The following is an 11,807-nucleotide window of genomic DNA, read 5'->3' on the forward strand; positions in this document are numbered from 1 at the left end:
CAGCCGCCTCACCCCTTGCTGACCGCCGCCAGGATCTCCGGCAGCCGCCGGGCCGTCCGCGGAGCGGCCAGTTTCAGCCCCGCCGCCGCGAGCCCCGCCCCGTACGCCGTGCCCACCGGCAGCAGCAGCCACGTCCAGTCCTCGCCGTCGGCGCTCACGTTCAGCCAGATCGTGAGCGCGATGACGGGCGCGCACAGCAGCGCGGCCGCCATCATCCCGCCGAAGATGGAGATCCAGGCCAGCCCGGTCTGCCCGGGGGCGACGTTCTTGTAGCCCTCCTGCGGGATGGAGTAGGGGAAGCGGGCGGACGTCCACGCCCCGGTCGCGAGCATCGCGCCGAGCAGCGCGAAGGACAGCCCCAGGGCCTCGGGCAGCCGCCGCCAGTCGCCGAGCATGGCCGTCGTCAGAACGGTCACGAGCGTGGCGTACGGCAGGGTGATCAGCAGCAGGGCGTACGCCCGGGCGCACAGTTCGACGTAGGCGTCACGCGTCGAGGAGATCGTCATCGCGACCATCCAGAACGCCGAGGTGTCCTGCCCGAACTGGTTGTACATCTGGATGCCGAGCATCCCGGCGGCGAAGCACGCGAAGTACACCGACCCGGTGCCCTGCCAGGCGTTGAACACCGGCACGATCAGCCCGATGGCCAGCGACGTCACCCAGGCTGCCTTGGTCTTCGGGTCGCGCCACACGTACCGCAGGCTGCGCTCCATGACCGTGCCCGTACGGCCCGTCGGCAGCAGCCGCCCCAACCCGGTCGACGACCGTTCCCCGGCGGCCGACTCGGCGCCCGGCAGGGTGGATCCGTCGGGTGAGGTCATCAGCCGGGTGAGGTGCCGTGACCACAGCGCGAGCAGCCCCACCAGCGCCCCCGCGCTCAGCGCCAGTTGCGCGGCGGCGAGACCGTACGAGCCCTCACTCACCGCGTGCACGGCCCCGATCGCCGACGCGGGCGGCACCCACTGCAGGACCCCGGCCGCCGGGTCGAGCTCGCCCAGCCCCGACGCCCCGATGCGCTGCGCGCCGAAGTTGACGATCTGCGCCCCGACCGCGATGACGAGCCCGCTGAGCACCGCGAGGTCCCGCCCCTTGCGGCTGGTGAGCAGCCGTACGTTGGCGGCGGCGACGGCCCGCGCGAGCGCCACGCACACCAGCAGCGCCAGGACGACGGCGACCACACCCACCACGAACGCGGCCCCGCCCCGCGCCACCGCGATCACGGAACCGACCAGCAGGCACAGCGTGAACAGTGGCCCGATGCCCACCAGCGAGGCCGTGAGCAGGGCCCGCACCAGCGGCCGGGGCCGCAGCGGCAGCATCACCAGCCGGGTCGGGTCGAGTGTCTCGTCACCGCTGGGGAAGAACAGCGGCATCACCGCCCACCCGAGCCCCAGCACCGCCACCGCCAGCACCACCACCGACTCGGCGTGCGCATGGCCGCGCAGCGCGATCAGGCCGATCAGCTGGAGCGCGGCGAACAGCAGGGCGAAGACGGCCGAGGTGATGTAGGCGGCCTTCCGCCCGCCGGACTGCCGCAGCCCGTTGCGCAGCAGCGACAGCTTCAGCCGTACGAAGACGGGGGTGATCGCGTCGGTGCTCACCGGGTCCCGCCGCCCAGCCAGTCGAGATCGGACCCGGCGTCCCGGCTCTGCGCGCCGACGAGTTCGAGGAACGCCCGCTGCAGCGAGGGCGCGTCCCCGCGCACCTCGGCGAGCGTGCCGGTGGCGCGGATCCGCCCGGCGGCCATGACGGCGACCCAGTCGCACAGCGACTCGACGAGCTCCATGACGTGGGAAGAGAACACGACCGTGGCGCCCGAGGCGGTGTAGCGCTCCAGGACACCCCGGATGGTCTGCGCGGAGACGGGGTCGACCCCCTCGAACGGCTCGTCCAGGAACAGCACTTCGGGATTGTGGAGGAGAGCGCCGGCGAGCCCGATCTTCTTGCGCATACCGGTCGAGTAGTCGACGACCAGCTTGTGCTGGGCCCCGGCGAGATCGAGGACGTCGAGGAGCTGCGTGGCCCGCTTGTCGACCTCGGCGCCGGGCAGCCCGCGCAACCGCCCGCTGTACGCCAGCAGTTCCCGCCCGGAGAGCCGCTCGAACAGCCGCAGTCCTTCCGGCAGCACCCCGATCCGGGCCTTCACCTCGACGGGGTCCCGCCACACGTCGTGCCCGACCACCTCGACGGTCCCGTGGTCGGGCCTGAGCAGCCCGGTCACCATCGACAAGGTGGTGGTCTTCCCGGCCCCGTTCGGCCCGACGAGCCCGATGAACTTGCCCGCGGGCAAATCGAGATCGACCCCGGCGACAGCGACCTGCTGCCCGAACCGCTTCCAGAGCCCCCGCACACGCACAGCGCTGGATCCCACCGCGCCTCCCTCCGTCACCTTGCACCCTACGGTGGTGTTCTCGAGGGGGGCGGAGAACTGCGCGATCAACCACGGACGACCCGCAGCCGCCACGCAACGGCAACGGGGCAGACGAGGGGGCGCTCAGCGATCCCGCCCGCACGCATAGGCCAAGGGCGAGATCAGCTCCTCCGCATCCGGCAGCCACCGATTCGCCGGAGTGGGCCGGCAGGCCCACTGCACGGCCCCCCGGGACCCGAACCGCGTGGGTGGCGCAGCCACGTACGCCCCCTCACCCAGCACGGTCAGATCCAGCGACGACACCGACCACCCCAGCTTTCGCACCAGGTCGGGCACCTTCACACCGGCCCCCGGCAGCACGAAGAACTCCATCCGCCGGTCCGGCGTGAGCGTCACCGGCCCGAGCGTCAGCTCCATCCGCTCCATGCGCGCGAGCGCCAGGAACCCGGCCGTCTCCGGCACGGAGATCGCGTCGAACGTCCGCCCCGTCGGCAGCAGGATCGACGCGGTCGGCTGCTTCTGCCACATCCGTCGCGCCACCGTCGCGCTGCCCGTCGCCTGCGTCGCCCAGTCCGGGCGCGCCGGGTGCGACCCGGGCGCCGGACACGCCGCGTCACCGCAGGAGCAGCGCTGGCTGCCGTCGACGGCTTCCAGCCAGGTGCCGGGGAACACGTCCCAGTGGCGTTCCTCGGCGTAGCGAACAGCGGTCTCCAGCAGCGATTCCCCGCGCTGCTTCGGGATCTGAGCGGCTTCGGTGCCGGCGATCGTCTCTTCCACGATGAACACAACTCTGGTCGTCACCAGGGGTTACGCCCACCCGTGTGCGCGGGGGAGAGCATCGCCCCTGTTCGCGGGGCGCATGGGTGCATGTGCGGGGGCGCGCAGGAGGATCCGTCGCGGAGCTGGGTAGCCACGTGTGGGGCCGGCAACAGCCGATACCCCGGCATTCCTCACATGCCTCGCATTTTCGCCTGGTCGGCGGGGCATTGATCTTCACGGCCGGATCCTTTCGCCGGGACGTGAGGGGGTTCGGCCGCGGAAGACACGTCAACTCGGTGCGTGCGCAGGCACCGCAGCCTCAGGGGGTACGCCATGGCCGCAAGGCCGCTCGTCGCCCGGCAGCCGAACGAACGGCTGCAGGCGCTCATCCAGGAAGCCGGATGCTCCAACGCCGGCTTGGCCCGCCGGGTCAACATGTGCGGTGCCGAGCACGGCCTCGACCTGCGCTACGACAAGACGTCGGTGGCGCGCTGGCTGCGCGGGCAGCAGCCGCGGGGGCGGGCCCCGGCGATCATCGCCGAGGCGCTGGGCCGCAAGCTCGGCCGTACGGTCACGATCGACGAGATCGGCATGGCCAACGGCAAGAACCTCGCCTCGGGCGTGGGCCTCCAGTTCTCGCCGACGGTACTGGGGGCCATCGAGCAGGTCTGCGAGCTGTGGCGCAGTGACGTGGGACGGCGGGACTTCCTGTCCGGCTCCTCCGTCGCGGCGTCCGCGCTGGTCGAGCCCAGCCGGGACTGGCTGATCTCCGCGCCCGACGCGCAGGTCTCGCGCTCGGCCGGGCCGCGGGTGGGGCGGTCCGACGTGCAGGCGGTCCAGGCCATGACGCAGGCACTGGTGGATCTCGACCACCAGTACGGCAGCGGGCATGTGCGGCCGGTCGTCGTGCACTACCTCAACAGCGTGGTCTCGGGGCTGCTGGCGGGGTCGTACCGGGAGGCGGTCGGGCGGGACCTGTTCGCCGCGGTGGCCCGGCTGACGGAGCTCGCCGGCTACATGGCCGTCGACACGGGCCAGCCCGGTCTGGCCCAGCGCTACTACATCCAGGCGCTGCGGCTGGCGCAGGCCGCCGGGGACCGCGGCTACGGCGGGTACGTCCTCGCGGCGTCCATGAGCCATCTCGCCGCCCAGCTCGGAAACCCGCGGGAGATCGCGCAGTTGGCACGGGCGGCGCAGGAGGGGGCGCGGGGGCGCGTGTCGCCGCGGGCGGAGTCGATGTTCCTGGCGGCGGAGGCGCGCGGGCACGCCCTCATGGGCGACGTGCGCGCCGCGCAGTCCTCGGCAGGGCGCGCGGTGAGCGCCCTGGAGGCGGCCGACCCGGCCGCCGGGGACGACCCGGTGTGGATCGCGCACTTCGACGAGGCCTACCTCGCCGACGAGTTGGCCCATTGCCACCGGGACCTCGGGCAGGCCGAGGCGGCGGCCCGGTGTGCGCAGGAGTCGCTGGCCGGGCATCCCGAGACGCGGGCGCGCCGCCGGGCCATCGGCTATGTGCTGTTGGCCACGGCGCAGGTGCAGCAGCGGGAGATCGAAGAGGCGTGCAACACCGGCATGAGGGCCGTGGAACTGCTGGAGGGACTGCGCTCCAACCGGGGCGCCGACTACCTGGAGGACTTCCAGCAGCGGCTGGAGCCGTACCGGGACGAGGCGGTGGTGAGGGAGTTCGGGGCGCGGCTCGACCTGCAGGCGGCGGCGTGAACACAGGGTCTGCGGATGCGTGAACGTGCGGGAAACGGCTGCCGGGCACGGAGGAGGTGACCTGGGCAACGCGCCGTGCCCCGCCGGTGTTACCGCGCTCACAGGGCAGGAGGCCGGGCCCTGTGCTGCGTGGCACGGGGCTCTGGGGACCCGGTAGCGTGACCCGACGATTCACAAGGTCCCCCATTAGTAGGAGTCCCGGTGACGCAGAGTGGACAGGGCGAGGAGCCCTCGGCGCGCCCCGCGCGCGAAGGCATCGTGCTGCCCTCCGACGGTGGCGAACCCCTGCTGCCGGGCATGACGGGCGGACCGGGCGACGCCCCGGGCCGCCGGCCCGTCCCGCCCCCGACGGGCGAGCCGCAGGCCTCGGCCCCCGCGGAGGGCCAGACCTGGGGCCAGCCGTGGGGCCCCGGCGAGCAGCAGACCCCGCCCCCGCCGCCGGGCCGGACCTGGCAGTCCCAGCCCCAGCAGTGGAGCGCGCCGGAGCCGCCCGCGTGGGACGCGCAGGCCCCGGGCGCACTCCCGCCGGAAGGCGCCCAGCCCCCGAACCCCTACGCCGGCGCACCGGCCGACCCCGGCCCGTACGGCACGGCCCAGCCGCCCGCGGCCCACACCGGCTACGACCCGTACGGAGCCGCCGGTGCGGGGGCCCCGCTGCCCCCGGAGGGCACCGGCGCCCTGCCGCAGGGCACCGACGCCTACGGCGCCTCCGCCGGGGGCGCGCCCCAGCCGCAGCCGGGAACCGGCGGGCAGGGAGGCTCCGGGTACGGGTATCCGCAGGGAGCCGGTCTGCCGCCGGCGGCTGACGGGTACGGCACCCCGGGCGGGGGAGTCCGGCCGCAGCCGGGCGCCGAGGCGTACGGCGGCGGTCTGCCGCCGGTCTCCGGCGCGTACGGGGCCACCGGGGCCACCGGGGGCGCCTCCCTGCCCGCGCCCGCCGACGAGGGGGCCACTCAGTACATACCGCCCGTCGCGGGGGACGCGGCCGCCGCGGCCACCCAGTACATACCGCCCGTCGCGCCGTCGGCCGACGAGGGGGCGACGCAGTACATACCCCCGGTGAGCCCGGGGGCGCTGCCGCCCGAGATGCCGTCCGGGGAGGACCCCGAGGCGACGCGGTTCCTCGGGACCGGGCCCCGGACCGGCGCGGGGGCCGGGCCGCTGCCGGCCGCCTCGCATCCCGACGCCGAGGCGACGCAGTTCATCCCGCCGGTGCCCGGCGGGGACAAGCAGCCGCCCGCCGAGTTCGACAACCTCTTCCGCCAGGGCGGCGCCGAGAGCCCCGCCGGGGCCACGCAGCAGATGCCCCGCGTCGAGCAGCCCCGGCCGCAGCCCCCGTACGCAGCTCCCGAGCCTTCCCAGGACCCGTCCGCCGGAGGCCGGTCGCGCGGTGGCCGTACCGGCTCGCGCGTCCCCGTCATCGCCGCCGTCGGCATCGGCATCGCCGTCCTCGGCGTCGGGGCGGGCGCGCTGCTCGCCGGTGGCGGAGGCGGCGGTGAGGACGACGGCGGCGACAACAAGACGGTGGCCGCCTCCGCACCCGCGTCGGACGGCTCCGCCTCCCCGTCCGCCGACCCGGCCCGGGCCCAGGCGGTCGAGCTGGACAAGCTGCTCGCCGACAGCGGCAACAGCCGCAGCACGGTGATCAACGCCGTCGCCGACGTCAAGGGCTGCGACAACCTCCCCCAGGCCGCCAAGGACCTGCGCGACGCGGCCAAGCAGCGCACCGGGCTGGTCACCCGCCTCTCCGGCATCGAGGTCGACAAGCTGCCCGGCCACACCGCGCTGACCACCGCCCTCACCAAGGCCTGGCAGGCCTCCGCCTCGGCCGACAACCACTACGCGGCCTGGGCCGACCAGACCGCCGGCAAGAAGGGCTGCAGGAAGGGCCAGGCCCGGGTCACCGGCCAGACCCAGGCCGGCAACCGGGCCAGCGGCGTCGCCAGCACGGAGAAGGCCAAGGCGGCCGGGCTGTGGAACGGGATCGCGAGGAAGTACGGCCTCACCGAGCGGCAGCCGACGCAGCTGTGACGGGGGCGGTCCGAGCGGGACGTGAACGGCCGGGCGGCGGCGCTCAGTAGTTCACGTCGGCGTTCTCCAGCGTCCTCGTGGTGTCGACGAAGCCCTTGCGCGCCGAGACCAGCCGCCCCTCCCGCACCACCTGGAGGGTCACGTTCGCGTTGACCAGGCGCGGGAAGCCCACGGCGGCGAGCTTGTCCTGGAACCGCCATTGCAGCGCTGGTGTGAGGCCGCCCGTGGTGACCTTCAGACCGTCGTCCAGGGCCCCCGCCACCGTGTCGGCGGACACCTCGCCGTCGCCGAGCGACTCGACGACCTGCCGGAACACCGTGTAGGCGATCCACGTGGTCTGCACTCCGGCGTCCGCGGGGTCGATGCGGTTGTCGCCGAAGGCCTGCTCCCGGATCACCCGCTTCATCCCGTTCCAGCGCGGATCGCTCGCCACGGGGTACCAGCCGGTGATGTACGAGCCCTCGTAGGGGCCCGACGCCCCGCCGGTGGCGTCGATCACCGTCTGGTCGACGCTGCCGAGCACGGTGGCCGTCCGCACCTCGGGGTAGTCCTCGCGTGCGCGCCGGAAGGAGTCCATGAAGGTGCCGTTGCGGTCCCCGAGGGCGGGCACCACACACCCCTGGTCCCCCCTGTCGGAGCTCGTCGTGCGCAGGGCGCGCGCTGCCTGGCCGTCGTACTCGGTGGCGTCCTCCGCCGCCCGCTGGTCGTTCGAGGCCCGGTGCCCGCCGGCTTTCAGGCCCGAGTCGAGCAGCGGGGGCAGCTGGTCGCCCGCGATGGTGTCGGGCCGGATCAGCGCGACGGGCCCGCACTCGGCGAGGGCACTGCCGAGACCGGCCAGCAGCGCGGGCTGGCCGCCGTTGACGGGGTACGACAGAGGACTGGTGAACTCGGCGTTGGTGGCGCCGTAGCCGCCTATGTAGGGGATGCCGGCGCCCTCCAGCGACGGGAAGAAGGAGTCCGCGTACTGGCTGTAGGATCCGACGACCGCGACCACGTTCTCCTTGGCGGCACGCCGGGCGCACTTGGCGGCGGCCACACTGTCGTTGTGGTCGTTGCAGGTCAGCACGTTCAGCTTGCGGCCGTTGATCCCGCCCTTGGCGTTGATCCAACGGGCGTAGGCGTGGGCGAAGGCGGGCATTCCGGGCTTGTTGGTGGCCTTGGTGCTCTGCGGGGCCCATGTCATGACGGTGATGGTGCCGTCCCCGACATCCCCCGTGGTGCCGGGGACGACACCGCATCCGGCGAGGAGCGACGCGCACGCGACCGCCGTGCCCGCGGAGAGGACGCCTTTTCTGGCGTGACGGGTGAGGAGGCCGGGGAGGAATGTGCTGCGGGTGCGTCGCCTGCCGGTCATGGTCCTGCACGATTCCGCCACACGGATAACCCGTGAGTGATCTCGGGTCAACAATTGGTGACGCACAGGTGAATTGCGGGGGCCGGTGTGGCCGATGTGGAGGGGAACGTACGATCGATGACCGTGCAAGCTTCGGAGAACTCTTCCCGTCGTGGCCGTCGCTCATCCACCATGGGCGGCATGCCTGTCAACGACATGCCGTGGTGGCGCTGGCGCAGCAACGTGCGCTCGGCCCTGCACATGCTCTCCGATCCCGGCTTCCAGCGGGACGTCTGGCTGGCCGGCGTGGACGGTTACGGCGACGTGACCGACGCGGTGTACCGGCTGGTCGAGGACACCTGGCTGGACCACTGGTCCGCCGAGAAGTACGTCGGCACGATCTTCCGCGACGCGCAGGAGGCGGCCCTCGTCGACACCGCGGTGCTGCGGGTGCTGCGGATCATGCACCAGGTCGGGCCGGACGCCCCGGTCGCCGCGTACCTGGAGCACGAGGCGTGGCCGGAGGCGGTCCGGGCGGCCCGGGAGGCGCACGTACGGCTCGCGGCAGGTGACGGCGAGGAGCCGGACACGGCGCCGCGCAGCCTGGACGTGCTGCAGATCATGACGAGGTCGGCCTAGGGCCTGTCGTTGCCGGTCCGTACAGCGGGACGGTTGCCGGTGGTGTCGTCCCCTGTGGGACCCTGTCCTGCATGAACGAGCAGTCCACCAGCGCCGCGGTCCCGGCCGACCAGTACGTCCTCACCCTCTCCTGCCCGGACAGGAAGGGCATCGTGCACGCCGTGTCGAGCTATCTCTTCATGACCGGCTGCAACATCGAGGACAGCCAGCAGTTCGGCGACCACGACACGGGACTGTTCTTCATGCGCGTCCACTTCTCGGCGGACGCGCCCGTGACCGTGGAGAAGCTGCGGGCCAGCTTCGCGGCGATCGGTGACTCGTTCCAGATGGACTGGCAGATCCACCGGGGCGACCAGAAGATGCGCATCCTGCTGATGGTCAGCAAGTTCGGGCACTGCCTGAACGACCTGCTGTTCCGGGCGCGGACCGGCGCGCTGCCGGTGGAGATCGCCGGAGTGGTGTCGAACCACAAGGACTTCGCCGAGCTGGTGGGCTCGTACAACATCCCCTTCCACCACATCCCGGTGACGAAGGACACGAAGGCCGAGGCCGAGGCGCAATTGCTGGGGATCGTGCGGGACGAGGGCGTGGAGCTCGTCGTGCTCGCCCGGTACATGCAGGTGCTGTCGGACGACCTGTGCAAGGCGCTCTCCGGGCGGATCATCAACATCCACCACTCGTTCCTGCCGAGCTTCAAGGGGGCGAAGCCGTATCACCAGGCTCACGCCCGGGGTGTGAAGCTGATCGGTGCGACCGCCCATTACGTGACGGCTGATCTTGATGAGGGGCCGATCATCGAGCAGGAGGTCGAGCGGGTCGGGCATGACGTGACGCCGGAAGGGCTGGTCGCGATCGGGCGTGACGTGGAGTGCCAGGCGCTGGCGCGGGCCGTGAAGTGGCATGCCGAGCGGCGGATTCTGCTCAATGGGCGGCGGACTGTGATTTTCGCCTAGTGGGTGGGGTTGTCCCTTTTCGTGGCGGGTGCGGGTTGTCTGTGGCTTGTCGCGCAGTTCCCCGCGCCCCTGAGGGCGCGTCCTTGAGGTCGGGTCTACATCCTGCTCAGTGAAGCGGCCGCGAACAGGACATCCCTGATCGCCTCCCTGTCGCCGACCTGGCCTGCCGCCGCCTCCTGCGGGGGGACATGGCCGGCGGCCAGGCGGCAGAACTCGACGCCGTCCAGGGCCACGTGGGCCACCTCGTGCTCGGCGGAGCCCTTCGCCGCGGGGGAGTCGAGGGGGATCAGCCACTCGCCGCCGCCCGAGCCCTCGATCTCCAGGCGCAGGCTGCGGCCCGGTTCGCCCGCCGCGACCAGATGGCGATGGTGGGCGGGGGAGGCCAGGCCGGCCCGGCGGCGGTGGGCCAGGGCCGTCGGCAGCATCCGGGCCGCCAGGTCGATCATGCGGTGCAGATGGCGCGGCGAGGGCGGGTCGTAGGGGTAGTCGACCGCGTCGGCGATGTCCTCCGCGTGCACCCAGCACTCGAAGGCGCGGTCGAGCATCGCGTCGTGCAGGGGCAGTTCGAAGTCGCCGTACGACACCGGAACCTTCTCCGCGCCGCCGCCCGTGAACGACACCGTGCGCACGAGGCTGTGGCTCTGCTCCCGCCAGGGCGCGCGGACGAACCGGGTGGGCGGGAAGTGGGAGGCGCGCCAGAGCGCCTCGGTGCGGGCCGCAGGGGTCGGCTGCCGGGCCGGGACATCGCCCAGCGGGTCGTCCAGGCCGAGCGCGACCGCCACCAGGCCGTCGACGCCGAGCAGATGCGCGATGACCCCGGCGACGGTGGTGCGGCGGCTGGTCGCCGCGTCGGAGCGGAACCAGCGCAGCCGTACCGGCGCGTGCCACTCGGCGTCGCCGAAGTCCTGGAGCAGGGCGTCCAGGCGCGCGGTCTCGGCGTCGTACGCGGCGGCCCAGTCCGGGACCGGGATGCGCGGCGGGCGCCGCTCCAGGCAGGTGTCCAGGACGCGGGTGCGCAGCCCCGGGTCCAGGTCGAGGCTCTCGGGGCGTTGCAGCAGGCCGACCGCCTCGCGCAGCCGCCGGGCCTCGTCGGCGCAGGAGCCGCAGTCGCCGAGGTGCTCCTCGACGGCCGTTGCCTCCTCGGGCGAGCAGGCGGCCAGCGCCCAGGCGCCGAGCAGGGCCTTCAGCACGGGGTGCTCCAAGACGGGCGGGGCGGGCGGCGGTGCCGTGACGCCGAGGTCCGCCGGCGCGGGCAGTGGCAGTCCGCTGTCCTCGACGGAGGCCCGGGGCAGGGGTATCCGCGGCGGGCTCCCGTGTGCCGGGGTGTCGCCCTTCCCTTCGGGGCCGTTCCCCTCGGGGCCGTTGTCCTCCTCGTCGCCGTCGTGCGCCTCGAACCGTTCCGGCCCGTTCACACCGCACCCCCGTATCCGGGCGGAGCGCCCGGTGCTTCGGTGTCGTGGGCGGTGGAGAGCAGTTGCAGGCCCAGGCGCAGCCGGCGGCGGGCCTCGTCCTCGGTGATGCCGAGGTCGGCGGCGGTCTGGCGGTAGTCGCGGCGCTGGAAGTAGGCCCGTTCCAGGGCCGAGCGCAGCGGGACCGGCATGGACTGGACGATGTAGTCGGCGCGGGCGGCGACCGAGGCGCGGCGCACCCTGTGCTCCAGTTCCTCCGTGGTGCCGGAGCCTTCGCGGGCGAGGGCGGCGGTCTCGGTGGCGCGCAGCCGCTGCACCGCCAGCCGGTGGGTCAGTGTGGCGACCCAGGTGCGCAGTGGTTCCTGCTTGGGGTCGTAGGAGTCGGGATGCTCCCAGACGTGGATGAAGACCTCGCGTGTGATGCCGTCGGCGGCTCGTTCGTCGCCGAGCACGCGGTGGGCGAGGCCGTGCACGAGGGAGGCGAACCGGTCGTAGAGCTCGCCGAGAGCGGCGGCTTCCCCACGGGCGAGCCGTTGCTGCATCTTGCGGTCCCAGCGAGGCGGTACGTCCTTTTTCGCCATGCGGCCCCCTCA

Annotated in this window: 10 protein-coding genes; 4 read left to right on the top strand and 6 right to left on the bottom strand. The window is 73.1% G+C overall.

Annotated features, from left to right (window positions below):
• Positions 1-8: 8 nt before the first annotated feature.
• The 3 genes from HNR57_RS18855 to HNR57_RS18865 all read right to left on the bottom strand — a co-directional run bounded on the left by HNR57_RS18855 (position 9) and on the right by HNR57_RS18865 (position 3,157).
• The gene (locus tag HNR57_RS18855) at positions 9-1,601 is read right to left on the bottom strand and encodes a transporter (protein ID WP_184561171.1); all 1,593 of its coding nucleotides are present in this window, start codon (positions 1,599-1,601) and stop codon (positions 9-11) included.
• On the bottom strand, positions 1,598-2,389 hold the full coding sequence (locus HNR57_RS18860; protein ID WP_184561172.1) for an ABC transporter ATP-binding protein: 792 nt from the start codon (positions 2,387-2,389) through the stop codon (positions 1,598-1,600). The genes HNR57_RS18855 and HNR57_RS18860 overlap by 4 nt, the downstream gene beginning before the upstream one ends.
• 105 nt (positions 2,390-2,494) lie before the next feature.
• On the bottom strand, positions 2,495-3,157 hold the full coding sequence (locus HNR57_RS18865; protein ID WP_097217294.1) for a bifunctional DNA primase/polymerase: 663 nt from the start codon (positions 3,155-3,157) through the stop codon (positions 2,495-2,497).
• A gap of 306 nt (positions 3,158-3,463) precedes the next feature.
• On the opposite strand from HNR57_RS18865, the gene HNR57_RS18870 reads away from it, so the two are divergent.
• Both HNR57_RS18870 and HNR57_RS18875 read left to right on the top strand, forming a co-directional pair.
• Entirely contained in the window at positions 3,464-4,849 is a 1,386-nt protein-coding gene (locus HNR57_RS18870) for an NsdA family TPR-like regulatory protein (protein ID WP_184561173.1), read from the top strand.
• A 201-nt stretch (positions 4,850-5,050) separates the two neighbouring features.
• Entirely contained in the window at positions 5,051-6,880 is a 1,830-nt protein-coding gene (locus HNR57_RS18875) for a hypothetical protein (RefSeq protein WP_184561174.1), read from the top strand.
• Positions 6,881-6,923: 43 nt separating this feature from the next.
• Here the strand turns inward: HNR57_RS18875 and HNR57_RS18880 are convergent, their stop codons facing one another.
• Positions 6,924-8,234: an ABC transporter substrate-binding protein gene (locus HNR57_RS18880; RefSeq protein WP_184561175.1), complete on the bottom strand. Its 1,311-nt coding sequence runs from the start codon at positions 8,232-8,234 to the stop codon at positions 6,924-6,926.
• A gap of 117 nt (positions 8,235-8,351) precedes the next feature.
• Between HNR57_RS18880 and HNR57_RS18885 the strand changes: the two genes are divergently transcribed.
• Positions 8,352-8,852 carry an SCO4402 family protein gene (locus HNR57_RS18885; RefSeq protein ID WP_033312170.1) on the top strand — a complete coding sequence of 167 codons (501 nt, stop codon included), beginning with the start codon at positions 8,352-8,354 and terminating at the stop codon, positions 8,850-8,852.
• 71 nt (positions 8,853-8,923) lie between these two features.
• Positions 8,924-9,805 carry a formyltetrahydrofolate deformylase gene (purU, locus tag HNR57_RS18890; RefSeq protein ID WP_184561176.1) on the top strand — a complete coding sequence of 294 codons (882 nt, stop codon included), beginning with the start codon at positions 8,924-8,926 and terminating at the stop codon, positions 9,803-9,805.
• A 95-nt stretch (positions 9,806-9,900) separates the two neighbouring features.
• Here purU and HNR57_RS18895 read toward each other — a convergent pair whose 3' ends face one another.
• Positions 9,901-11,217, bottom strand: a complete 1,317-nt coding sequence (locus HNR57_RS18895) for a zf-HC2 domain-containing protein (RefSeq protein WP_184561177.1) — start codon at positions 11,215-11,217, stop codon at positions 9,901-9,903.
• Complete coding sequence (locus HNR57_RS18900; protein ID WP_184561178.1) at positions 11,214-11,795, bottom strand: sigma-70 family RNA polymerase sigma factor; 582 nt, start codon at positions 11,793-11,795, stop codon at positions 11,214-11,216. Before HNR57_RS18900 ends, HNR57_RS18895 begins: the two co-directional genes overlap by 4 nt.
• Positions 11,796-11,807 lie beyond the last annotated feature (12 nt).

The sequence above is a fragment of the Streptomyces paradoxus genome (assembly GCF_014202475.1).
Taxonomy (GTDB): domain Bacteria; phylum Actinomycetota; class Actinomycetes; order Streptomycetales; family Streptomycetaceae; genus Streptomyces; species Streptomyces paradoxus.